The 22,540-nt window shown below is 74.3% G+C and carries 20 protein-coding genes; 7 read left to right on the top strand and 13 right to left on the bottom strand.

Annotated elements, in window-relative coordinates; all coding sequences use genetic code 11:
- The first annotated feature begins 320 nt into the window (after positions 1–320).
- Both OG618_RS10485 and OG618_RS10480 read left to right on the top strand, forming a co-directional pair.
- Entirely contained in the window at positions 321–941 is a 621-nt protein-coding gene (locus OG618_RS10485; RefSeq protein WP_329487071.1) for a GDSL-type esterase/lipase family protein, read from the top strand.
- 64 nt (positions 942–1,005) lie between these two features.
- The gene (locus OG618_RS10480) at positions 1,006–1,962 is read left to right on the top strand and encodes an aldo/keto reductase (protein WP_329487070.1); all 957 of its coding nucleotides are present in this window, start codon (positions 1,006–1,008) and stop codon (positions 1,960–1,962) included.
- A 107-nt stretch (positions 1,963–2,069) separates the two neighbouring features.
- Here OG618_RS10480 and OG618_RS10475 read toward each other — a convergent pair whose 3' ends face one another.
- The 4 genes from OG618_RS10475 to OG618_RS10460 form a co-directional block, all read right to left on the bottom strand.
- The gene (locus OG618_RS10475) at positions 2,070–2,723 is read right to left on the bottom strand and encodes a GNAT family N-acetyltransferase (RefSeq protein WP_329487069.1); all 654 of its coding nucleotides are present in this window, start codon (positions 2,721–2,723) and stop codon (positions 2,070–2,072) included.
- 76 nt (positions 2,724–2,799) lie between these two features.
- Positions 2,800–3,477 (bottom strand): nitroreductase family protein, encoded by a 678-nt coding sequence (locus tag OG618_RS10470; protein ID WP_329487068.1) that lies wholly within the window; start codon positions 3,475–3,477, stop codon positions 2,800–2,802.
- A 76-nt stretch (positions 3,478–3,553) separates the two neighbouring features.
- Positions 3,554–5,191: an ABC-F family ATP-binding cassette domain-containing protein gene (locus tag OG618_RS10465; RefSeq protein ID WP_329487067.1), complete on the bottom strand. Its 1,638-nt coding sequence runs from the start codon at positions 5,189–5,191 to the stop codon at positions 3,554–3,556.
- 99 nt (positions 5,192–5,290) lie between these two features.
- On the bottom strand, positions 5,291–6,514 hold the full coding sequence (locus tag OG618_RS10460; protein ID WP_329487066.1) for a trypsin-like serine peptidase: 1,224 nt from the start codon (positions 6,512–6,514) through the stop codon (positions 5,291–5,293).
- Positions 6,515–6,973: 459 nt separating this feature from the next.
- Between OG618_RS10460 and OG618_RS10455 the strand changes: the two genes are divergently transcribed.
- On the top strand, positions 6,974–8,581 hold the full coding sequence (locus tag OG618_RS10455) for an ABC-F family ATP-binding cassette domain-containing protein (protein ID WP_329487065.1): 1,608 nt from the start codon (positions 6,974–6,976) through the stop codon (positions 8,579–8,581).
- A gap of 111 nt (positions 8,582–8,692) precedes the next feature.
- Here the strand turns inward: OG618_RS10455 and OG618_RS10450 are convergent, their stop codons facing one another.
- The 7 genes from OG618_RS10450 to OG618_RS10420 all read right to left on the bottom strand — a co-directional run bounded on the left by OG618_RS10450 (position 8,693) and on the right by OG618_RS10420 (position 13,943).
- Positions 8,693–9,352 (bottom strand): Pr6Pr family membrane protein, encoded by a 660-nt coding sequence (locus OG618_RS10450; RefSeq protein ID WP_329487064.1) that lies wholly within the window; start codon positions 9,350–9,352, stop codon positions 8,693–8,695.
- Between the two features lie 175 nt (positions 9,353–9,527).
- A complete protein-coding gene (locus OG618_RS10445) occupies positions 9,528–10,205 on the bottom strand; it encodes a response regulator transcription factor (RefSeq protein WP_329487063.1) in 678 nt (225 codons plus the stop codon).
- The gene (locus OG618_RS10440; RefSeq protein ID WP_329487062.1) at positions 10,202–11,485 is read right to left on the bottom strand and encodes a sensor histidine kinase; all 1,284 of its coding nucleotides are present in this window, start codon (positions 11,483–11,485) and stop codon (positions 10,202–10,204) included. The genes OG618_RS10445 and OG618_RS10440 overlap by 4 nt, the downstream gene beginning before the upstream one ends.
- Before the next feature lie 224 nt (positions 11,486–11,709).
- Entirely contained in the window at positions 11,710–12,798 is a 1,089-nt protein-coding gene (locus tag OG618_RS10435) for a hypothetical protein (RefSeq protein ID WP_329487061.1), read from the bottom strand.
- Between the two features lie 7 nt (positions 12,799–12,805).
- Positions 12,806–12,955, bottom strand: coding sequence for a hypothetical protein (locus OG618_RS10430; RefSeq protein WP_329487060.1), 150 nt, complete (start codon positions 12,953–12,955; stop codon positions 12,806–12,808).
- Complete coding sequence (locus OG618_RS10425; RefSeq protein ID WP_329487059.1) at positions 12,952–13,425, bottom strand: hypothetical protein; 474 nt, start codon at positions 13,423–13,425, stop codon at positions 12,952–12,954. The genes OG618_RS10430 and OG618_RS10425 overlap by 4 nt, the downstream gene beginning before the upstream one ends.
- 47 nt (positions 13,426–13,472) lie before the next feature.
- The gene (locus tag OG618_RS10420) at positions 13,473–13,943 is read right to left on the bottom strand and encodes a hypothetical protein (RefSeq protein WP_329487058.1); all 471 of its coding nucleotides are present in this window, start codon (positions 13,941–13,943) and stop codon (positions 13,473–13,475) included.
- A 235-nt stretch (positions 13,944–14,178) separates the two neighbouring features.
- Between OG618_RS10420 and OG618_RS10415 the strand changes: the two genes are divergently transcribed.
- From OG618_RS10415 to OG618_RS10400, 4 genes are all read left to right on the top strand, one after another.
- Positions 14,179–15,483, top strand: coding sequence for a CaiB/BaiF CoA transferase family protein (locus tag OG618_RS10415; RefSeq protein ID WP_329487057.1), 1,305 nt, complete (start codon positions 14,179–14,181; stop codon positions 15,481–15,483).
- A 10-nt stretch (positions 15,484–15,493) separates the two neighbouring features.
- Positions 15,494–16,636 carry an acyl-CoA dehydrogenase family protein gene (locus OG618_RS10410; RefSeq protein WP_329487056.1) on the top strand — a complete coding sequence of 381 codons (1,143 nt, stop codon included), beginning with the start codon at positions 15,494–15,496 and terminating at the stop codon, positions 16,634–16,636.
- 121 nt (positions 16,637–16,757) lie between these two features.
- A complete protein-coding gene (locus tag OG618_RS10405) occupies positions 16,758–17,972 on the top strand; it encodes an acetyl-CoA C-acetyltransferase (protein ID WP_329487055.1) in 1,215 nt (404 codons plus the stop codon).
- A gap of 88 nt (positions 17,973–18,060) precedes the next feature.
- Positions 18,061–20,244 carry a 3-hydroxyacyl-CoA dehydrogenase NAD-binding domain-containing protein gene (locus OG618_RS10400; RefSeq protein WP_329487054.1) on the top strand — a complete coding sequence of 728 codons (2,184 nt, stop codon included), beginning with the start codon at positions 18,061–18,063 and terminating at the stop codon, positions 20,242–20,244.
- 11 nt (positions 20,245–20,255) lie between these two features.
- On the opposite strand, the gene OG618_RS10395 is transcribed toward OG618_RS10400, so the two are convergent.
- Positions 20,256–21,008, bottom strand: a complete 753-nt coding sequence (locus OG618_RS10395; protein ID WP_329487053.1) for a MerR family transcriptional regulator — start codon at positions 21,006–21,008, stop codon at positions 20,256–20,258.
- Between the two features lie 229 nt (positions 21,009–21,237).
- Complete coding sequence (locus OG618_RS10390) at positions 21,238–22,287, bottom strand: isopenicillin N synthase family dioxygenase (protein ID WP_329487052.1); 1,050 nt, start codon at positions 22,285–22,287, stop codon at positions 21,238–21,240.
- Positions 22,288–22,540: the final 253 nt, after the last annotated feature.

The following is a 22,540-nucleotide window of genomic DNA, read 5'->3' as shown; positions in this document are numbered from 1 at the left end:
GCGCGGGGCCAGGCCTGGGCGCGGGCGCCTCGTGGTGCGGGGCGGCACCCGGGAGCTCTCGCGCGCCGGTTTGGCGGGCGGTCGGCCGCCGCGGACCGGCCCCGGGCCGTCCGCCCCCGGGGCCGGGCGGGCGGGGCGCCGCGCTGCGGCGGTCCGGGGGAGGCGCTTTGGTCCGGTCCGGCCGTTGCACACGATCCATCCGCGCGCCCCGGCTGCGCTTCGTACGCTCCCCGTCCTGGCGCGCGGCCGGGGCCGGGGGTGGCGGCGTCCACCCTGTGGAAAGGTGCCCGGCGTGGTCGGCCGCGTCCTACCGTGACCGGATGATCAAGGACTTGCGCATCTGCTTCATCGGGGACTCCTTCACCCAGGGCGTCGGTGACCCGGAGTACCGCGGCTGGGTCGGCCGGGTGCTCCAGGAGACCGGCCGGGCGGCGCCCGCCGAGCTCACCGCCTTCAACCTGGGCGTCCGGCGCAACACCTCCTCGGACGTGCTGCGCCGGATCTGGGCGGAGCTCGACGCACGGACCCTGCCGGGCGCGGACAACCGGCTGGTGGTCTCGGTCGGCAGCAACGACGCCACGCCGCAGGACGGCGGACCCCGGGTGGCGCCGGCCCGCTGCCTGGCCAACCTGACCGCGATCCTGGACGGCGCCCGCGAGCGCGGCCTCGGCGTGCTCGTGGTCGGGCCGCCGCCGGTGATGTGCTGGGGCCGGGACCACCTGGAGCCGCTGCTGGACCTCGCCGGGCGGATCGCCGGGCTCTGCGCCGAGCGCGGCGTGCCGTTCGTCGACGTGACGGCCGCGCTCGCCGCGGACCGGGTCTGGGCGGCCGAGGCGGCGGCGGGCGACGGCGCGCACCCGGGCGCCGGCGGTTACCGCGTCCTCGCCGCTCTGGTGCTGTCCGGCGGCTGGCGGGACTTCGTGCGGGGCGCGCGGGCTTGACCTTGAGCGCACTCCAAGGGAGAGGCTGGTGCCGTTGATCCACGACACGAAGGAGCACCGGAAGATGCGTACCACCACGCTTGGTCAGCAGGGTCCCGAGGTCGGAGTGGTCGGTCTCGGCTGCATGGGCATGACCTGGGCCTACGACCTGCGCAACCGTGACGACGACACCTCGGCCCGGGTGATCCGCGAGGCGCTGGACCTCGGCGTCACGCTGATCGACACCGCCGACATCTACGGCCCGTACAGCAACGAGGAGGTGGTCGGCGCCGCCCTGGCCGGTCCGTACCGGGAGCGCGCGGTGCTGGCCACCAAGGTCGGCCTGGTGCCGGGCACCGGCGACCGGCGGGTGGACAACGACGGTCGGCCCGAGCACGTGCGGCGCGCGATCGACGAGAGCCTGCGCCGTCTGGGCACCGACCACGTCGACCTCTACCAGCTGCACCGGGTCGACCCGGAGGTGCCGATCGAGGAGACCTGGGGCGCGCTCGCCGAGGCCGTCGCGGCCGGCAAGGCGCTCCGGATCGGGCTCTCCGAGGTCACCGTCGAGGAGATCAAGCGGGCCCAGGCGGTGCATCCGGTGGCGTCCGTGCAGTCCGAGCTGTCGCTGTGGACCAGGGACGCGCTGGCCGAGGTGCTGCCGTACACCGAGGCCGAGGGCATCGCCTTCCTGCCGTTCTCGCCGCTCGGCCGGGGCTTCCTGACCGGCAGCATCTCCTCCCTGGACGAGCTGCCGGCGGACGACTTCCGCCGCTCGCTGCCGCGCTTCCAGCAGGACGCGCTGGCGGCCAACCTGGCCCTGGTGGCGAAGGTGAAGGAGGTCGCCGACCGGGTCGGCGCGACGCCCGCGCAGGTCGCGCTGGCCTGGGTGCTGGCGCAGGGCCGGTACGTCCTCCCGATCCCGGGCACCAAGACGCCGCGCTACCTGGTGGACAACGCGGGGGCGGCCGACCTGGTGCTCTCGGCGGCCGACCTCGCCGAGCTGGACGCGCTGCCGGCGCCGACCGGCGGGCGCTACTGACCGGGTGACGGGCCGGTCTTCCGGGGCCGGGCTTCCTGGCCGGTCTTCCGGGCCGGTCTTCCGGGCCGGCGGCACAGGGGGCGGGGCCGGGCCGGCCGGCCCCGCGCTCAGCGCTCCTTGACCCAGACCAGCTGCCGGCCCGTCTCACCGGGCGCCCGGACCGCCGCGTCGGCGATCCGGGCCAGCCGGAAGCCGAGCTTGCGCGGCACGGCCGCACTGGCGGTGTTGGCCTGGTCGCAGTGGATCTCCACCCGCCGGACGCCGGGCAGCGCGAGCGCGGCGGCGCTCAGCGCCCCGGCGGCGGCGGTGGCGATGCCCCGGCCGCCGTGCTTCGAGCCCACCCAGTAGCCGATCTCCAGCGCCCCCGGCCCGATCCGGCCGTGCAGGCCGAACGAGCCGATGACGCTGCCGGGTTCGGCGTCCAGGCCGACCAGGTAGATGAAGTCGGTGCCCGCGTCCCAGGCGGCCGCGCCGGCCGCGGTCAGCTCGGTGGTCTGCGCCAGCGTGGGGGCCGCGGCGGCCCACTCCAGCCAGGGCCGCAGATGCTCCAGATCGGTCCGGACGGCGGCGTTCAGCGCGCGCGCGTACGCGGCCGAGCGGCGGCGCAGGGAGATCCCGCCGGCCAGCCGCAGCAGTTCCGGCGGCCGGCCGGTGGAGATTTCGCCCGGGGCCGGTCGGCGCCGTCCGGTGCCGGATCCGGTGGCGGGGGCGGCGGCAGGGCCGGGTACGTCCTCGCAGGGTGGTGGCGTGACGTGAGTCATGACAGCGATTATGGGCGGGCCCCGGAGCGCCGGCCACCGCCGAACCGCGGGGGAGCCGGCGCCGCCCCCGGGCGCGTCAGAGGCGTGTCAGCACGTCGTCGAGCTCCTTGCGCCGCAGGTCGGGGACGCGCGCCCCCTCTGCCGGATAGCCCACCGGGATGACGTAGGCGGCCCGCTCCTCGGCCGGGCGTTCGCACACCTCGTTGAGGAACTTCATCGGGCTCGGGGTGTGGGTGAGCGTGGCCAGGCCCGCCTGGTGCAGGGTGGCGAGCAGTAGCCCGACGGCGATGCCGACGGACTCCTTGGTGTAGTAGGGGCGCGGCGACCGCGGGCCCTTGTGCACCTCGAAGACGACGATCACGGCGGGCGCGTCCTCCAGGAACGGCTTCCGCCAGTCGGTGCCGATCGGGGCCAGCGCGGCCAGCCACTCCTCGGAGGCCCGGTGCGCGTAGAACTCGCGCTCCTCGGCCTCGGCGGCCTCGCGCAGCCGCCGCTTGCGCTCCGGATCGGTGATCACCACGAACCGCCAGGGCTGGACGTGCGCGCCGCTGGGCGCGGTGTTCGCGGTGCGGATCGCCCATTCGACGACGCCGTCCGGGATCGGGCGGGTCGCGTAGTCGCGGACGGTCCGGCGCCGCGCCATCACGTCGTGGAAGGACCTGCTGCGTGCCTCTGCCTCGTGGGCGGGCACCGTCATCGGGATCAGCGGGACGGTCGGGTAGGCGGGCGTCCCTGCCACTGCACTGTCAACCATGGCCGACAGCACAGCACATGACGGGCGGTCCGGGAAGAGTCCCGGACCGCCCGATCGTACGAATGGACCAGACCACTCAGCTCTCGTGGACGCGCCCGCCGCGGACCTCGATCCGCCGGTTGACCTGCACCGTGTCCAGCATCCGCCGGTCGTGGGTGACCAGCAGCAGCGTGCCGGTGTACGAGGCCAGCGCGGACTCCAACTGCTCGATGGCGACCAGGTCCAGGTGGTTGGTGGGCTCGTCCAGCACCAGCAGGTTGACGCCGCGGGCCTGGAGCAGCGCCAGGGCCGCCCGGGTGCGCTCGCCGGGGGAGAGGGTGTCGGCCGGCCGCAGCACGTGCGCCGCCTTCAGGCCGAACTTGGCCAGCAGGGTGCGCACCTCCTCCGGGCTCAACTCCGGTACGGCGGCGGCGAACGCGTCCGAGAGCGGCTCCCCGCCCAGGAACAGGCCGCGGGCCTGGTCCACCTCGCCGACGACCACGCCCGAGCCCAGCGCGGCGTCGCCGCCGTCGAGTTCGAGCCGGCCGAGCAGCGCGGCCAGCAGGGTGGACTTGCCCGCGCCGTTGGCGCCGGTGATCGCGACCCGGTCGGCCCAGTCGATCTGCAGGTCCACCGGTCCCAGGGCGAAGTCGCCGCGCCGGACGGTGGCCCCCCGCAGGGTGGCGACCACGGCGCCGGAGCGCGGCGCGGTGGCGATCTCCATCCGCAGCTCCCACTCCTTGCGGGGCTCCTCGACCACGTCGAGCCGCTCGATCATCCGCTGGGTCTGCCGGGCCTTGGAGGCCTGCTTCTCGGTCGACTCGGTCCGCATCGCGCGGCCCATCTTGTCGTTGTCGCCGGCCTTGCGGCGCGCGTTGCGCACCCCGTGCTCCATCCAGCCGCGCTGCATCCGCGCCCGGGCCTCCAGGCCGGCCTTGGTGTCGGCGTACTCGTCGTACTCCTCGCGGGCGTGCCGGCGGGCCACCGCGCGCTCCTCCAGGTACGCCTCGTAGCCGCCCCCGTACACGTTGACCTGCTGCTGGGCGAGGTCCAGCTCCAGCACCCGGGTGACCGTCCGGGCCAGGAACTCGCGGTCGTGGCTGATCACCACGGTGCCCGCGCGCAGGCCCTTGACGAAGGACTCCAGGCGCTCCAGGCCGTCCAGGTCGAGGTCGTTGGTGGGCTCGTCGAGCAGGAAGACGTCGTAGCGGGAGAGCAGCAGCGAGGCGAGGCCGGCCCGGGCGGCCTGGCCGCCGGAGAGCGCGGTCATCGGCAGGTCCAGCGAGACCGTCAGCCCGAGCGAGCCGGCGACCTCCTCGGCCCGCTCCTCCAGATCGGCGCCGCCGAGGTCCAGCCAGCGGTCCAGGCTGGCCGCGTAGTCGTCGTCGGCGCCGGGGCGGCTCTCGACCAGGCCCTCGGTGGCCAGGTCCAGGGCCGCCTGGGCGGCCGCCACGCCGGTGCGGCGGGCCAGGAAGTCCCGGACCGACTCGCCCTCGCGCCGCTCCGGCTCCTGCGGCAGGTGGCCGATGTTCGCGCCCGCCGGGCTGAGCCGCAGCGAGCCGCCCTCGGGGGTGTCCAGCCCGGCCAGCAGCCGCAGCAGCGTCGACTTGCCGGCGCCGTTCACGCCGACCAGCCCGATCACGTCACCGGGGGCGACGACCAGGTCCAGGCCGGAGAAGAGGGTGCGGTCGCCGTGGCCGGCGACGAGGTCCTTGACTACGAGTGTGGCGCTCATGATGTCTCCGATTCTAGGAGAGCGGGGGAGCGCGCCGGGGCCCGCGGCGGGAAAGGCCGCGGGCCCCGGGGCCGGACGTGCTGCCGGAGGTGACTCAGGTCACTTCGTCTTCTTGGAGATGTACTCCAGCGCGTGCTGGGCGACGTCGTCCAGGTAGGGGCCGGCCTCCCAGGTGTTGTCGTTGCCCCCGATGGAGGTGTCCGAGACCAGCACCTGCTTGCCGTCCTTGGTCGCGAACCAGCCGCCGCCGCTGTCGCCGCCGGTGCCGTTGCAGCCGATGGTCAGCATCGCCGGGCGGCTCGGGTCGATCGTGTGGCGGACCGGCTTGCCGCTGTCGCAGTGCTCCAGCTCCATGCCGTCGAAGGGCTTGCCGGCCGGGAAGCCGTAGCTGCTCACGGCGGAGATCTGGTCGCGCGGGGCGTTGAACCAGACCGGCACGGAGCCGCCGACGACCTCCTCCAGCGACTTCTTGCTGCCGTCCGGGTTGGCCACCCGGATGATGCCGAAGTCGTACTGGCTCCACGGGCCGCCGTACTCCGGGTCGGCCTCGTCCGCCCAGGTCGGGGAGACGATGCCGGCCACCGCGCCCCACTCGCCGTACGGCTCGGCCTGCGCCAGCGGCGCCTGCTTCCCGCCGCTCAGCACGCCGGTGCTGTTGAAGGCCGGGGCGAAGGTGATGTTGGTGTGCGACTTGCCGCCCTTGCCACCGTGCAGGCAGTGGCTGGCGGTCCACACCAGGTTGCTCTTGCCGGGGTTGGCCGGGTCGGAGATCACGGTGCCGGAGCAGACGTACTCCTGCGCGCCGTCCTGGAAGAACAGCTTGCCGTTCACGTGGAAGTTCTTCGCGTACGGGTGCGGGACGGGCTTCTCCTGGACGACCTTCGGCAGCGGGTCGTTGCCGTTGTCCGCCGGCGGCTGGGAGCCCGGCTGGCTCGGCGTCGGGCCGGTGGGCTGGGCCGTGGGCTGCGCCGCGGTCGGCTGGCCGCTGGGCTCCTTGGCCGGGCCGGGCTTGTACGGCTTGGCCTTGAGGATCTTCTGGAGGTCCCAGAAGCCCTGCACGGCCGGGGTGATCACGTTCTGCTGGGCCCACTTGTCCCAGTCCTCGAACTTCCACTTCTTCAGCTCGTCGAGGGTGGGCAGCTTGACCGGGGCGGCGCCCGGTGTGCCGGTGCCGGCCCCGGTGGTCGCGGCGGCGGTCGGCGCCGCGGTCTGGGCCCCGGTGGCGTCGCTGTTGTCCGGACCGCACGCGGTCGCGACCACCATCGTCAGCGTGACGACGGAGGCGCCCAGCGCAGCGCGCGTGGTCCGGGATATCGGTGACATGAGTTCAGTTCCCCCTGTGGATGCGTGCCATGCCGCCCGAGCCGCAGGCATGGCAGGTGAGGAGTCTGCCATGCGGGCGGCGGTGCCCCCGCCCGAGGGTCGGACCGGGGCGGAGCTGTCACGGGATCGGCACCTGATCCGCACGGAATTAATCGCTTGCCGGGCCCCGGGAGCCTCCGTACCGTGGTTCGTGCCACCCGCCAGAACAGGAGAAGGCCGTTGCTCTACTGAGGTCCCGAGACACCGCCCCCCGCCGCCCCGCAGCCCTGCTGCCCGCGGTGTGTGCGTGTGCGAGTGCGCGACCTCAGTGGTGAGCCGGCCCGGCATCCCTCCGTCCGATCTTCGACGGTCCTCGCTGCCCCGCCCGGCCCCGCCACGCTCCGGGCCCCTCCACGCGCCGCCTGCGGTGTCTCCCGTGTTGCTCCCCAGACCGTCTGCAACCACCCGGGAGGCCTCCCCATGGCATCACCCAGTACCGCTGTCCTCTGCACCGACCTCGGCTTCGAGTGGCCCGACGGCACGACCGTGCTCGACGGCTTCCACCTCGCCGTCGGCCCCGGCCGGACGGGCCTGATCGGCCTCAACGGCGCGGGGAAGTCCACTCTGCTGCGCCTCGTCGCGGGCGAACTCACCCCCACCGCCGGCGCCGTCAGGGTCGGCGGCGAGCTCGGCTACCTGCCGCAGGGCCTCACCCTCGACACCGGGCTGAGGGTCGACGAGGCGCTCGGCATCCGGGCCACCCGGGAGGCGCTGCACGCCATCGAGTCCGGCGACACCGACCAGCGCCACTTCGACGCCGTCGGCGACGACTGGGACGTCGAGGAGCGCGCCCGCGCCACCCTCGACCGGCTCGGTCTGGACCGGCTCGGCCTCGACCGCACCACCGGCGAACTCTCCGGCGGCGAGGCGGTGCTGCTGCGGCTGGCCGCCCTGCTGGTGCGCCGGCCGGACGTCCTGCTGCTCGACGAGCCGACCAACAACCTCGACCGGTCCGCCCGCGAGCGGCTCTACGAGACGGTGGCCGGCTGGAGCGGGGTGATGGTGATCGTCAGCCACGACCGCGAGCTGCTCCAGCACGTGGACCAGATCGCCGACCTCAGGGACGGCCAGGTCACCTGGTACGGCGGCAACTTCGCCGACTACGAGCGGACGGTCGCCGCGCAGCAGGAGACGGCGGAGCGGCTGCTGCGCAACGCCGAGGCCGATGTCCAGCGCCAGAAGCGGGACTTGGTCGACGCCCGTTCCAAGCTGGACCGCAGCGCCAGTTACGGCAGGAAGCGCTCGGTCACCCGCAACGACCCGCACATCTTCGCGGGCAAGCTGAAGCGCCAGGGCCAGGAGACCGCCGGGCGGCTCCAGGGCATGCACACCGAGCGACTGGAGGAGGCCAGACAGCGGCTCACCGCCGCCGAGGAGGCGGTCCGCGACGACGCCGAGATCCGGATCGACCTGCCCCGCACCGCCGTGCCGGCCGGGCGCACGGTGCTCACCCTGCAGAAGGTCCGGCTGCCGTACGGCACCACCGCCGACCTCGACCTGCGCGGACCCGAGCGGATCGCCCTGATCGGCCGCAACGGCGCCGGCAAGTCCACCCTGCTGCGCACCATCGCGGGCGAACTCGCCCCGCTGGAGGGGGAGATCACCACCCCGGTGCCGCTGCGCCACCTGCCGCAGCGGCTGGACGTGCTGGACGACGGGCTGAGCGTCGTGGCGAACGTCAAGCAGTTCGCCCCGGCCGCGGGGGACAACGCGATCCGGGCCAGGCTGGCCCGCTTCCTGTTCCGCGGCGGCCGGGCCGACCAGCTCGCCGCCACCCTCTCCGGCGGCGAGCGGTTCCGGGCCACGCTGGCCGCGCTGTTGCTGGCCGATCCGCCGCCGCAGCTGCTGCTGCTCGACGAGCCGACCAACAACCTCGACCTGGCCAGTGTCCGCCAGCTGACCCAGGCGCTCGCGTCCTACCAGGGGGCGCTGATCGTCGCCAGCCACGACCTGCCGTTCCTGCGCGGCCTCGGGATCACCCGCTGGCTGGAGCTGGACGGCGAACTGCGGCCGGTGGGCCCGCGGTAGCCGGCCGGCGCCGGGGCCCGGCCCAGCGGGTCGGGCCCCGATGGCGGGGTCGGCCCGGGCGGTCGGCGCCGGCGCCGCTCCAGGCCCCGGTTCAGGCTCTGGTGGGCCGGTTCAGGCCCCGGTGGGCTCGGTCGCGGGCCGCAGCTTGCGGGCGACCAGCGTGCCGAGCCGGTCCAGGCCGACCACCGTGGCCGCGAGGACGACGAACTCGACGGTCAGCAGCGCGATCTGGCCCCAGACGTAGCCGTAGCCCTTGCTCGTCGGGTCGAAGAAGAAGTACGGGTACGGCAGCGGGTAGTTGGAGAACAGCCCGTTGCGGGCGAGCACGATCGCCGCGTAGCCGAGCGGGAAGGCCAGCCAGAGCGGGATGTCGCGCCAGGCGGAGGCGTTGCGCGGCTTCAGCGTCAGCCAGTCGATGATCACCATCACCGGCGTCACGTAGTGCAGGAAGAAGGACGACCAGTGCTGCAGCTTGTCCGGCCCGTCGAAGAGTCCGGGCAGCGGGTTGGCGCCGTGCTCCAGCAGGATGTGCGAGACCAGCCCGGTGATCAGGATGTAGAGCGTGGCCGCCCCGCGCAGCCGGGGGGCGGGCGCGTCCACCGTGCCGCGCTTGACCATCCAGTAGACCGCGCCGATGAAGTAGCCGAGCACGATCACATTGCTCTGGATGGTGAAGTAGACCAGCGGGGCGGTCTGGAGGGTCAGGCCGAGGCCCGCCGAGAGCACGATGCCCATGCGCCACCAGAGCGCGGGGCTGGTCCGGACTGACATGCGGTCACCAGTTCGTTTCAGGCGATACGGGAGGTATCGGGTGGAAGAGGGGGGATCGACGCACTCTACTCGCTGGTAGGGCCGGGACGGAAGAAACGTCACCGCAGGTGGCAGGCCCCCCGGCCCCCGGCCGCTCCCTCCCCCGCCGCCACCCGGCCGCTCCCTCGTCCCGCCGTCACCCCGGCAGGACGAAGCCCGACTCGTACGCGGCGATCACCGCCTGGGTGCGGTCGCGGGCGCCGAGCTTGGCCAGCACGCTGCCGACGTGCGTCTTGACCGTCTCCGGGCTGAGCACCAGCCGCCCGGCGATCTCGCCGTTGCTGAGCCCGGCGGCCATCAGCCGCAGGACCTGCCCCTCCCGCTCGGTGAGCCGCCCGATCGGCCCGTACCCCGACGCGGCCGCCGACCGCCCCGCCGGCCGCTGGCGCAGCGCGAGTTCGCGCACGGCGGCCGGGTAGAGCAGCGAGTCCCCGCGCGCGACCAGCCGCACCGCCTGCACCATCTCCTCCGCGCTGGCCCGCTTCAGCAGGAACCCGGCGGCGCCGGCCCGCAGCGCGTCGTACACGTGGTCGTCGTGCTCGAAGGTGGTGACCACCAGGATCCGGGGCGGCTCGGCCATCCCGCCGACCAGCTGCTCGGTGGCCCGGATGCCGTCGATGCCGGGCATCCGGACGTCCATCAGCACCACGTCCGGACGCAGCTCGCGCACCAGCGGGACGACCGCGGCGCCGTCGGCCGCCTCGCCGACCACGGTGAGGTCCGGCTCCGCGTCGATCACCACCCGAAGGCCGGTCCGCACCAGCCGTTCGTCGTCCGCGATCACCACCCGGACGGTTCCGGTCGGGTCGTTCATCGTGCTCCCTCCAGCGGTAGCCAGGCGGTCAGCCGCCAGGTCGTCCCGTCGTCCGTCGGACCGGCGGCGCAGCCGCCGCGCAGCACCGCCGTCCGCTCGCCGATCCCGCGCAGCCCCCGGCCGCCGCCGGGGCGGCTGGGCCGGGCCTCGCCCAGCGGACTGGTCAGTTCGATCTCCAGCCGGCCCGCCGCCAGGCCGACCCGGAGCCCGGCGGGCGCCGGCCCGGCGTGCCGCAGCACATTGGTCAGACCCTCCTGGACGATCCGGTAGGCCTCGCGGGAGACGGCGGCCGGCAGCCGGTGCAGCCCGGGGGCCAGCTCGGCGCCGACCTCGACGCCGGTGCGGGCGAGCTGGCGCAGCAGGTCGTCCAGCCCCGCCAGGGTCGGTCCGGCGGACTCCGCGTCCGCCCGGTCCTCCTCGCGGAGCAGCCCGAGCACCGCGTCCAGCTCGGCGACGGCCGCCCGCGCGGTATCGGCGATCGCCCGCAGTGCCTCGGCGGCGAAGTCCGGGTCGGTCCGCAGCACCCGGGCCGCCGCCGAGGCCTGGATGCCGACCGCGCCGAGCGCGTGGCCGACCGAGTCGTGCAGCTCGCGGGCGAGCCGGTTGCGCTGGGCGAGGACGGCGGCCCGCCGTTCGGCGGCGGCCAGCCGCTCCTCCGGGGTCGGGCCGAGCAGCACCGGCGCCCACCGGGCCAGCAGGGCGCCGCAGCCGGCGCTGGTGGCGAGGATCAGCAGCAGGAGCGCGAGGCCGAGCACCGGTCCGGGCAGCCAGGCCGGGAACCCGCGGTCCTGCCAGAAGCGCACCACGTCGTCCACCGCCGGCCCGCCGAGCGGAGTGATCACCAGCACCACCGCGAACGGCGTCCCGGCCAGCGTCATCCCGCTGACGATCCCGCCGAACAGCACGTGCAGCACGTACCAGGTGGCGCTCCGGCGCCTGGCGGCCCAGGACCTGGCCGGCCCGGCGGAGACCTCCTCGGCCCGCTCCGGCGCGCAGAGCGCCCGTGCCGCCGCCCCCTCCAGCGACCGGACCGTCGGCACCAGGGCGGTGACGGCGGCCATCGGCAGCGAGAGGGCGAGCGCGGCGAAGTAGAGGAGGACCTGGACCACGGAGCCGTGCGCCGGGTCGAGCGCCCCGAGCAGGACGGTCGAGAGCATCCAGTACGGCATCAGCAGGGCGCCGCCGAGCACCAGGTGCACCCAGCGCAGCCGGGCCCGCCGGCCCAGCAGCGCACCGCCGATCCGCCGCGCGGTGCCGCCCGCGCCCACCCCCGTGATCACCCGGCCGACTCTACGTCAGCGGTCCCGGTGCCCGGGGGGTCCGGCACCGCCTGCCCGGCCACGGCGACCCCGCCGGCGGAGATCGTTGTGGTCATGCCCCCCACCCTCCCGCGGGCGGGAGCGCCGGCGCCTCCTCCCACCACACGATCCGCCTCCCCCGCCAGGGGGAGCCGGCCGGCCCGGGTGTCCTCCCCGGAGACCCGGGCCGGCCGGCCGCGGACGGGCTACGGGATGATCGGCTCGCAGCCGACCGCCTTGCCGCCGGCGACGAGGAACTGCCGCCAGAGGTCGGCGGTGTCGGGGAAGAGCCCGCTGCCGGCCACCCCGGGGCTGTACTTCCGGTCCAGGTGGAAGTAGGTGGACTTGCCCTGGCACGTGGCGACCACGTTCTCGCCCGAGGACCCGATCCACCGGGCGCGCCCGTAGGCCTCCGTACGCGCGTCCTGCGGGTCCAGCGCGCTGACCCGGGGGTCGGTGGTGATCGTGAAGGAGGCCTGAGTGTTCAGGCCGCTCGGGGAGGAGATCGCACAGGACCAGACCGGGGCGAACCCGGCGGTCACCGTCTGCCGGTACCCCTCGCCGGCCTGTGGGTCCCGGGCCGGCGCCATGCCGGGCAGGCCGCAGACGTTGCCGAGGTCGGCCGGTTGCGGGGTCGCCGCGGCGGACAGGCCGGACGGGGCGGGGAGCCCGCCACCGCACCCCTTGCTCTCGGCGGCGGTGTTGGCGAACGCCACGGCCAGCGCCGCCATCCCAGCGGCGCGGCCGCCGACCGTGTCGTCCGACCCGAGCAGCCGGACCTCGGCCCGCATGGCCTTGGGACAGCCGTCCGGGAGCAGCGCCCAGGCACGGGAATCCAGCACGGCGCCGGTGGAGCCACCGGCGAACAGCCGGGCCTCCGGTGCTGTCGGCGGCGTGACCTCGTCCTGGGGGAGCGCGAGGGCGAGCGCCGCGGACCGGCCGGTCGGGCCGAACAGCCCGTACGAGACCGTCACCCGGCAGGCAGCGGTCCGGTCGTAGGCGCCGGGCGACCAGCCGCCGCTCTTCTCCTCGCTGATCCGCCCGGGCCCCAACGCGGTGTGCACCTCGTCCGCCGTCGCGGCGCCACCGCAGACCGTGTCCGGCCCCAGCGCGTTCGTCAGTTCGTACAGCAGCACCCCCGAGGCGGCGGCCGTGATCGCCACGATCACGGCCGCCGCCCGCAGGCGCAGCCGCCGGGTGGTGAAGCCGCGCCGGGTGAGGGCCTCGTCGGTGCGGCGCAGCGCGCCCGCGGTCCGCTCCGTGCTCCCGTCCGCGCGGTCCTGTTCGGCCGTCATGGCGTCCTCACCCCCTGCCGAGCGCACCGTTGTAGGTGCGGTCGATCGCCGTCGAGTAGTTCTGGGTGACGCCCTCCATGAGCTGTTGGGTCACGCCGCCGGTGGCGTCGACGTCCCGTTGGGAGACGCCCGACAGCACCGCCTTGTACTCGATCATGGACTTGAGCTGCTCCTCACCCGCGGAGTAGTTCTTGCTGAGGTCGCCCTGGGCCTTGGTGTCGAGCTCGGCGTTGGCCAGTCGTTGTGCGAGGTGGAGTCGGTCGGCATCGGCGGCCAGCCGACCGTGCCGTCGGCGGCGACGGTGAGCTGCTGGCGCTCCGCGTCGTGGAGCGCCGCATCCAGGTCCTTGCGGGCCGCGGTGAAGTCCGACGCCGCGTCGCGGATGATCGCGGCGAGGGCGGTGGCGACGCCGGAGGCCTGGGTGAAGTCGGTGTCGATGGTTTTGAGGGTGCGGCCCGCGTCGTCGGCGGCCGCGCCCTGCCAGCCCGCCCGCTGCGGGGTGTTGGTGAGGTCTGTGCCGACTCGGGCGTCGAGCGAGCTGAGCGCCTTGGCCATGTTGGTCCAGGCCTCGGCCGCCTCGGTGACGCCGGAGAAGTCGGCCTCGTGCAGTTCCCTGAAGGACACCATGCCGCTGGGGCTCCTCTGTCGGTTCTCGGTTCTCGGGGCCGGGGGGCTCAGTGGCCGAACTGGCCGGCGGTGGCGTGCTCGTTCGCCTGGTAGGTGCGCTGGGTGGTGTCGAGGTTGTCGGCGGTGCCGGTCAGCTTGTCGTGCAGGGTCTTGCACTGCTGCAGCCAGCGCTCGGTCGAGCCGGTGAGGGCGCTGCCGAAGGAGAAGCCGCGGATCCTGGTGGCGGCGGTGGTCGCGTGCTCGGCGAGGTTGTTGCCACCCTTGCCGTTGGCGCTGTCGAGGTCGGTGGCGATCTGCCGGGCGATGCCGGCCGAGGCGTTGAGCTCGTGCGGCCGGTCCAGCCGGGTGGTGGGGGCGGACGGCGGCGGGCCGGGGGAGGGGTTCGGGGTGGGCCCGGCCGCGAACGGGGACGTGCCCGGTGCCGAGATCGGGATGACGGTGTCCGGCGACGGGCTGCGCGGTGCGCCCGGCGGGGAGGCCGGCTGGACCGGCCCGGTGGTGAACCCTGGGGAGGCCATGTGCGTCTGCTTCCTTTCCTCTGACGAGAGATCAGAACCACTCCGACAACAGGGCGACCGTACAGGCCCGCCCGTAGGTGTACCGACGCACCCTCCGTCACCCCGGTTGCGCCCTCCGTGTCAGGGATTCGTCAGGGCTGTGTCGACGGGCGAAGGGTCTTGTTACCGGCGGGTCGCTTCCCTATCATCGCGAGTGTTACAGCTTTACTGTCAAACCCCGAGGGGGCGGTCGCCAGTGCGTGACCCGAGCAGTCCCGGCCCGCTGGCCGGGGTCCGGGTGGTCGAGCTCGCGGGGATCGGCCCCGGGCCGTTCGCGGGCATGCTGTTGGCCGACCTCGGGGCCGACGTGGTCCGGGTGGACCGGCCCGACCCCTCACCGCTCTCCCAGGACCCGGCCTACGACGTCACCAACCGCAACAAGCGCTCGGTGCTGGTCGACCTCAAGTCCCCCGGCGGGCCCGCGCAGGTGCTCGACCTGGTCGAACGCGCCCACCTGCTGATCGAGGGCTACCGCCCCGGAGTCGCCGAACGCCTCGGCGTCGGCCCCGAGGCCTGTCTCGCCCGCAACCCCGCCCTGGTCTACGGTCGGATGACCGGCTGGGGTCAGGACGGACCGCTGGCCGCCCGGGCCGGCCACGACATCGGGTACGCGGCGGTGGCCGGGGTGCTCGGCCTGATCGGATCGCCCGAGCAGCCGCCCGCCGTCCCCGCCAACCTGCTCGGCGACTACGCCGGCGGCTCGCTCTACCTGGTCGTCGGTCTGCTCGCGGCCCTCCACCACGCCGGTGCGACCGGCGCCGGCCAGGTCGTCGACGCCGCCATCGTGGACGGCGCCGCCCACCTCACCACCGTGCTCTGGGGGCTGCTCGCGGCCGGGCAGTGGCAGGACCGGCGCGGCGTGAACCTGCTCGACGGCGGTGCGCCCTGCTACGCCGTGTACCGGGCCAAGGACGGCGGCGACCTCGCCGTCGGCGCGCTGGAGCCGCGGTTCTACGCCGAGTTCGCCCGGCTGCTGGAGCTCGGTCCGGACGCCCCGGGCCAGTACGAGGTGGCCCGCTGGCCCGAACTGCGGGCGCGGATCTCGGCCCGCTTCGCCACCCGTACCCGCGCCGAGTGGGAGGCCGTCTTCGCCGGCTCCGACGCCTGTGTGGAGCCGGTCCTGACCATGCATCAGGCTGCCTCGTACGGGCACCTGGTGGCCCGGGGGACGTACGTCGAGGCGGACGGCGTCACCCAGCCGGCGCCCGCGCCCCGGTTCTCCGCCACCCCCGGCACGCTGCGCCGCCCGCCGGCCCGGCCGGGCGCCGACACCGACGAGGTGGCCCGCGACTGGGGCGTGCCCGCCCTGCTGGCCCCGCCGGACTCACCTGCTGAGACCGCTGAGCCCGCTGCCCCGGCTGAGCCCGCTACCCCTGCTGAGCCGGCTGTCCCTGCTGAGCCGTCTGTCCCCGCCGTCCCTGCCGACCGGGCCGTCCCGGATTCCCCGGACGTCCCCGAGTCCCCGGATCCCCCGAATTCCCTGGACTCCGAGGCCCGTTAAGGAGCTTGCCGTGGAACGCGACATCTACACCGAGGAGCACGAGGACTTCCGGGCGACCGTCCGGTCCTTCCTCGCCAAGGAGGTGCTGCCGCACTACGACCGCTGGGAGCGGGCCGGCATCGTGGACCGCTCCGCCTGGCTGGCCGCCGGCCGACAGGGGCTGCTCGGGCTCGCCGTCCCCGAGGAGTACGGCGGCGGGGGCGCCGCCGACTTCCGCTACGCCGCCGTGCTCGCCGAGGAGTTCGCCCGGGCGGGCGCCTCCGGCCTGGCGCTCGGCCTGCACAACGACATCATCGGCCCGTACCTCACCTCGCTCGCCACCGACGAGCAGAAGCGCCGCTGGCTGCCCGGGTTCTGCAGCGGCGAGCTGATCACCGCCATCGCGATGACCGAACCCGGCACCGGCTCCGACCTCCAGGGCATCCGCACCCACGCCGTGGACCAGGGCGACCACTACCTGCTCAACGGTGCCAAGACCTTCATCTCCAACGGCATCCTGGCCGACCTGGTGGTCGTGGTCGCCAGGACCACCCCCGAGGGCGGTTCGCGCGGCCTGAGCCTGCTGGTGGTCGAGCGCGGGACGCCCGGCTTCGAGCGCGGCCGCAACCTCGACAAGATCGGCCAGAAGGCCCAGGACACCGCCGAGTTGTTCTTCGAGGACGTCCGCGTCCCCAAGGCGAACCTGCTCGGCGAGGAGCACCAGGGCTTCCTCTACCTGATGCGGAACCTCGCGCAGGAGCGGCTCACCATCGCGGCCGCCGCGATCGCCGGCGCCGAGTACCTGGTCGAGATCACCACCGAGTACGTGAAGCAGCGCGAGGCGTTCGGCCGGCCGCTCGCCAAGCTCCAGCACGTCCGGTTCGAGATCGCCGAGATGGCCACCGAGTGCGCGGTCACCCGGGCCTTCGTGGACCGCTGCATCACCGAGCACAACCGCTACGCGCTCACCCCGGCGGACGCCTCGATGGCCAAGTGGTGGGCCACCGAACTGCAGAAGCGCACGGCCGACCGCTGCCTCCAACTCCACGGCGGCTACGGGTACATGACCGAGTACCCGGTCGCCCGCGCGTTCACCGACGGCCGGATCCAGACCATCTACGGCGGGACCACCGAGATCATGAAGGAGATCGTCGGGCGCTCCCTGCTGGGCTGACCCCGGTCCCCGCCCCCCGCCCGCCCGGCGAAGCGCCCGCCAGACCGCGGAACTCCCGCCCCGGCCCCTCCCGAACCCTCCCACCCCCCCGCCCGGTCAGACCCCCGAAAGGCAATCCACCGTGACCACCGAAGCGTACGTCTACGACGCGATCCGCACCCCGCGCGGCCGGGGCAAGGCCAACGGCTCACTGCACGGCACCAAGCCGATCGACCTGGTCGTCGGCCTGATCCACGAACTGCGCCGCCGCTTCCCCGAGCTGGACCCGGCGGCGGTCGACGACATCGTGCTCGGCGTGGTCAGCCCGATCGGCGACCAGGGCTCCGACATCGCCCGGATCGCCGCCATCACCGCCGGCCTGCCCGACTCGGTGGCCGGCGTCCAGGAGAACCGCTTCTGCGCCTCCGGCCTGGAGGCGGTCAACCTGGCGGCCGCCAAGGTCCGTTCGGGCTGGGAGGACCTCATCCTGGCCGGCGGCGTCGAGTCGATGTCCCGGGTGAGGATGGGCTCCGACGGCGGTGCCTGGGCGATGGACCCGATGACCAACTACGAGAACCACTTCGTCCCGCAGGGCATCGGCGCCGACCTGATCGCCACCATCGAGGGCCTCTCCCGCACCGACGTGGACGCCTTCGCCGCCGAGTCGCAGGCCCGGGCCGCCAAGGCCCAGGCCGACGGCCTGTTCGACCGCTCGGTCGTCCCGGTCCGCGACCGCAACGGCCTGGTGGTGCTGGACCGCGACGAGTTCATCCGCCCCGGCACCACCGTGGAGACCCTGGCGGGCCTCAAGCCCTCCTTCGCCGGCATCGGCGAGGCCGGCGGCTTCGACGCGGTCGCCCTGCAGAAGTACCACTGGGTCGAGGCCATCGACCACGTGCACCACGCCGGCAACTCCTCCGGCATCGTGGACGGCGCGGCCCTGGTCGCGATCGGCAACCGCGGCATCGGCGAGCGGTACGGCCTGCGCCCGCGCGCCCGGATCGTCTCGGCCGCCGTCTCCGGCTCCGAGCCCACGATCATGCTCACCGGGCCGGCCCCCGCCACCCGCAAGGCGCTCGCCAAGGCCGGGCTGACCGCCGCCGACATCGACCTGGTCGAGATCAACGAGGCCTTCGCCGCCGTCGCCCTGCGCTTCGTCCGCGAGCTCGGCTTCCGCCCGGACCAGGTGAACGTCAACGGCGGCGCGATCGCCCTCGGCCACCCGCTCGGCGCCACCGGCGCGATGCTCCTCGGCACCCTGGTCGACGAGCTGGAGCGTCGCGAGCTGCGCTACGGCCTGGTCACCCTCTGCGTCGGCGGCGGGATGGGCATCGCCACCGTCGTCGAGCGCGTCTGAGCCTCCGGCGGCCCGCCGCCGCCCCTTCCCGTGGCGCGGTGCGCGCGGCACCCCCCTTGTCCCGGCCCTCACAGGAGACCCCAACCCCATGAGCGACACCACCACCATCCGCTGGGAGCAGGACCAGGACGGCGTGGTCACCCTCGTCCTCGACGATCCCACCCAGTCCGTGAACACCATGAACGAGGCCTTCACGGCCGACTTCGACGCCACCGTCGAGCGCCTCGCCGCCCTCGGCGACGACCTGCGCGGCGTCGTGGTCACCTCGGCGAAGAAGACCTTCTTCGCCGGTGGGGACCTCCGGATGCTGTCCGCCGCCCGCCCCGAGGACGCCGCCGCCGTCTTCGAGAAGTCGATGCGGATCAAGCGGGCGCTGCGCCGGCTGGAGACGCTCGGCAAGCCGGTGGTCGCCGCCCTCAACGGCAGCGCGCTCGGCGGCGGTCTGGAGATCGCCCTCGCCTGCCACCACCGGATCGCGCTGACCGCCCCGGCCAGCCGGATCGGCCTGCCCGAGGTCACCCTCGGCCTGCTGCCCGGTGGCGGCGGGGTCGTTCGCACGGTGCGGCTCTTCGGCATCACCGACGCCCTGCTGAAGGTGCTCCTGCAGGGCCGCCAGTACCGCCCGGAGCAGGCGCTCCAGCACGGCCTGGTCCACGAACTGGTGGACACCCCGGAGGAGTTGACCACCCGGGCGCGCGCCTGGATCGAGGCCAACCCGACCGCCGTCCAGCCCTGGGACGTCAAGGGGTACCGGATCCCCGGAGGCACCCCGGCCACCCCGGCGCTGGCCGCCAACCTGCCGGCCTTCCCGTCCAACCTGCGCAAGCAGCTGGCCGGCGCGCCCTACCCGGCGCCGCGCAACGTGCTGGCGGCGGCGGTCGAGGGCGCCCAGGTGGACGTCGACACCGCGATGGTGATCGAGGCCCGCTACTTCACCGAGCTGGCCTGCGGGCAGACCAGCAAGAACATGATCCAGGCGCTCTTCTTCGACATGCAGGCGGTCAACTCCGGCGCCGGCCGGCCGCAGGGCGTCGAGAAGCGGACGGTGCGCAGGGTCGCCGTGCTCGGCGCGGGCATGATGGGCGCCGGGATCGCCTACACCTGTGCCAAGGCCGGCATCGAGGTGCTGCTGAAGGACGTCAGCACCGAGGCCGCCGAGCGCGGGAAGGCGTACTCCGCCGGCCTGCTGGACAAGGCGGTGGCGCGCGGCCGGGCCACCGAGGCGCAGCGCGAGGAGCTGCTCGCCCGGATCACCCCCACCGCCGAGGCCGCCGACCTGGCCGGCTGCGACGCCGTGATCGAGGCGGTCTTCGAGAACCCCGAGCTCAAGCGGAAGGTGTTCCAGGAGATCGAGGGCGTGGTGGCGCCGGACGCGCTGCTCTGCTCCAACACCTCCACCCTGCCGATCGGCCTGCTCGCCGAGGGCGTCGGGCGCACCGCCGACTTCATCGGCCTGCACTTCTTCTCGCCGGTCGACAAGATGCGGCTGGTGGAGATCATCCGCGGTCCGCAGACCGGCGACGAGGCGCTCGCCCGCGCCTTCGACCTGGTCCGGCAGATCGACCGGACGCCGATCGTGGTCAACGACTCGCGCGGCTTCTTCACCTCCCGGGTGATCGGCCAGTTCATCAACGAGGGCGTGGCGATGGTCGGCGAGGGCGTCGACCCGGCCACCGTCGAGCAGGCCGCCGCCCAGGCGGGCTACCCCGCCAAGGTGCTCTCGCTGCTGGACGAGCTGACGCTGACGCTGCCGCGCAAGATCCGCGACGAGTACCGGCGCGCGGTCGAGGAGGCCGGCGGCAGCTGGACCGCCCACCCGGCGGACGCGGTGGTGGACCGGATGGTCGACGAGTTCGGCCGCCCCGGCCGCAGCGGCGGCGCCGGCTTCTACGAGTACGGCGAGGACGGCCGGCGCGGCAGGCTCTGGCCGGGCCTGCGCGAGCACTTCACCTCGGCCGAGGGTGCGGCCGGGAGCGCCGTCCCCTTCGAGGACCTCAAGGAGCGGATGCTCTTCAGCGAGGCGCTGGACTCGGTCCGCTGCCTGGAGGAGGGCGTGCTGACCTCGGTCGCCGACGCCAACGTGGGCTCCATCCTCGGCATCGGCTTCCCGGCCTGGACGGGCGGCGTCTTCCAGTACATCAACGGGTACGAGGGCGGCCCGGCGGGCTTCGCGGCCCGCGCCCGGGAACTCGCCGCCGCCTACGGCGAGCGGTTCGCGCCGCCGGCCCTGCTGGAGCGGGTCGCCGCCGAGGGCCGGACCTTCTCCGACTGACGGCCGGTCGGTCAGCCGGGCGGGGCGGCGTCCTCCACGGAGCGCGCCGCCTCGCCCAGCTCCTCCCGCAGCGACCGCTGGAACGCGGTCACCAGGGCCTGCGCCACCATCGGCTGGATGTGGTCGGTGAGTTCCTTCATCCGCTCCAGCTCGGCCGGCGCGGGCTCGCTCTCCCGGTACGGCTTCCAGACCGTCTCGCGGAACAGCCGCTGCAACTCGTGCGCCGTCGCCCGGCTGTGCTCCAGCACCACCGCGCGCGCGGCCAGCAGGGTCTCCAGCGGGATCGGCACGTCCAGGATCCGCACCCCGAGCGGCAGCAGCCCCGGGTCCACCCGGAACACCTCCGGGTCGGGCGTCCGCTCCAGCGCGCCCATCGCCGCCAGCCGTTCCAGCTGCGCGGGCGAGAGTGCCCGCCCGGCCCGCCGCTCCAACTGCCCGCGGCTCAGCTCCTCCGCCGTCTCCGGCGTCCAGGACGCCACCAGCGCCCGGTGGATGGCCAGGTCCAGCGGTGTGCTGTCCTGCGGCAGCCAGGCCAGGTAGCGCTCGATCGCCGCCAGCGTCAGGCCCTGCCGCTGCAGCTCCTCGATCAGCCCGAGCCGGTCCAGGTGCTCCGCCCCGTACCAGCCGACCCGGCGCGGTCCCAGCTCCGGCGGCGGCAGCAGCCCCTTCGTCCCATAGAACCGCACCGTGCGCACGGTCACTCCCGCCCGCGCCGCCAGCTCGTCCACCGTCAGCCGGATCTCGACACCCTCCCGCGCCCCCATCCGCCACCTCCGCCTCTGTTGCACCACTGCTGTGACAGCAGCAGTGTGACAGTGCCGGGCGACCCGGTCCACCGGCGGTGCCCGGCACGCCCAGGGCCCCGCCCGGCGCCGTCGGCGCGGGAGCGGGGCCCGGGGGCGGTGTCCGCCGGTGCGGCCGAGGGATCGGCGAGACCGGGGTGGTGGGCGCGGGCGTAGCCCTACCCCTCGTCGCGGCCGAACCCGCCGGGGGTCAGCGCGAGCCGGCGTCGGCGAGGTCGGGGTGGTGGCGGCGGGTGACCTCGGGGTGGGCGCGGGTGTAGCCCTTCCACTCGTTGAGGCCGAACTCGGCGAAGAGCGGGTTGCCCGGGTCCTGGGTGGCGCCCGGGGCGTGGTGCGCGAGGGGGAAGTCGAGCGGCTCGATGTGGGCGTCGAGGCGCGGGTTGTAGAAGAACGGGATGGAGAAGCGCTCGCGGGCGCCGGCCGGGCTGACCACGCGGTGGTTGGTGGCCTTGAGGTAGCCGTCGGTGGCGACCTCCAGCAGCTCGCCCAGGTTGACCACGAAGGCGCCCTCCATCGGCGGCACCTCCAGGAAGCTGCCGTCCGCGCGCTCGACCTGGAGGCCGCCGACGGTGTCCTGGAGCAGGAGGGTGATGAATCCGTAGTCCTTGTGCGCGCCGACGCCCTGGCCGGCGCCGTCGGGCGCGGTGCCGGGGTAGCGGACCAGCTTCAGCCGCAGGTGCGGGTGGCCGGCGAAGGCGTAGTCGTAGAAGTCGGGAGCGGCGCCGATCGAGGCGAGGAGTTCGTGCAGCAGCCGCTGGGCGACCGCGCCGAGGCGGTCGATCCAGCCGAGCGCGGCGGTCCGCAGCTCGGGGAGCGCGGCGGGCCACTGGTTCGGGCCCTCCAGCCACCAGTACGGGGGCTCGCCCCGCTCCGGGACGTGCGGGGGCAGCTCGGCCCCGATGTCCAGCTGGTCCCGCCAGTCCTGGCTGCCGCCGGTGAGCTCGTGCCCGGTGCGGGTGTAACCGCGGAAGTGCGGGGAGTTGAGGTTGCTCACGGCGAGCCGGTCGGCCTCCGGCAGGGCGAAGAACGCCCGCATCGCGTCGATCAGGGCGGCCGTCTCGGCCGGGGTGACGCCGTGGCCGACGAGCTGGAAGAAGCCGACGCCGGTGGCCGCCTTCCGCAGGTCGTCGTGCAGGCGGAGCCGGTCGTCGGCGCTGCCGTCGGCGAGCGAGAGGTCGATTACCGGGAGGGCGTCCGCGGGGGCGGCGGAGGGGGTGCTGGAGGAGTGCTGCTGCGTCATGGGTGACATCCGCTGGGTCTCGTCCTGGCCTGTCCCGGTGATCGACCGGGGATGCCGGGGCCGCGCCTGGTGCGGCGGGTGCTCCGGGGGTCAGGAGGGGGGACGCGGCCGCCTGGGGCCGCGCATGAGGGTGGGAGGCGCGAGGTTCAGCTGGAGCGTCGACAGGACATGCTCGTCACGCGGAGCAGGTCCACGTGGCGACGGCGAACGAGTATGAGCACCTCACCAGCCTAAATGACGGTCGCACCGCCGG

Origin of the sequence: Kitasatospora sp. NBC_01246 (assembly GCF_036226505.1) — a bacterium.
Classification (GTDB): Bacteria; Actinomycetota; Actinomycetes; order Streptomycetales; family Streptomycetaceae; genus Kitasatospora.
Note: the sequence above shows the minus strand (reverse complement) of the source record. Positions and strands in the feature narration are given on the sequence as shown.